The sequence below is a fragment of the Mesorhizobium sp. P2_F8 genome (assembly GCF_056403655.1).
Genome location: NZ_JBFUFB010000118.1, coordinates 1 through 725 on the forward strand (window position 1 = coordinate 1; position 725 = coordinate 725).

Here is a 725-nt window from a genome sequence, read left to right on the forward strand (position 1 = left end):
ACTCTATTTTTGAATTTGAACCTGCTTTCGAAAAAAGCGGGGCGCCGGCCGAGCCAAGGACGAAGACCGCAGAGCCCCCGAAAGCCTATCCGCTGGGGCTTGTGCTGAAAGCCTGCCCGGAAATTGCGGACTATGCCGTCGACGGGATCAGCAACTGGCGCGATCTCATGATTACCGCCGCCCAGGTGCGGGGTTACCTTGGCGTCTCGCCATCTGCGTATGAGGAGGCCTGCCATGCGATGGGCCAGGAAACCGCTGCGATCGTGATTGCCTGTATCCTGCAACGTGCTCAGCACATCAATTCCGCCGGCGGCTATCTGCGCGTGCTGACTGACAAGGCCAGGGCAGGGGCGTTTTCGGTCGGGCCGATGCTGATGGCGGCACTGAAGGCGAATGGCGTAACAGCGAGGATGGCAGGATGACGRTCGCCAATCCCACAGCCGGTTCCAACCTAATGTGGCTTCCGCAGGATCGAGAAGCTCGCGGCGCCTTTGTTGCTTGGACGCTGTGCAGGCGATYAATTTCACGGAACGGGAGAGGAATTCATTGGCGCCGAACGAACGTCGCACCATGCGGCTACGAACGGCGCAATTGCCTTCGTCACGCCGATAACGAGCGACAGTGGCGCATGCGCAAGCCACCCGCCGGCCGATCGAAGCAGGCCTTGCAATTATTCGATTTGCTGCGTTTAACTCGAAGGTCTTGGATTTCAAAAACGGAATGGC

At 59.1% G+C, this 725-nt stretch carries 1 protein-coding gene; it reads left to right on the forward strand.

From position 1 onward, the window contains the following. Positions 1–422, forward strand: a 422-nt coding sequence (gene repC, locus AC1DZP_RS36300; RefSeq protein WP_477309178.1) for a plasmid replication protein RepC, incomplete at its 5' end; no start/stop codon positions are given. Positions 423–725 lie beyond the last annotated feature (303 nt).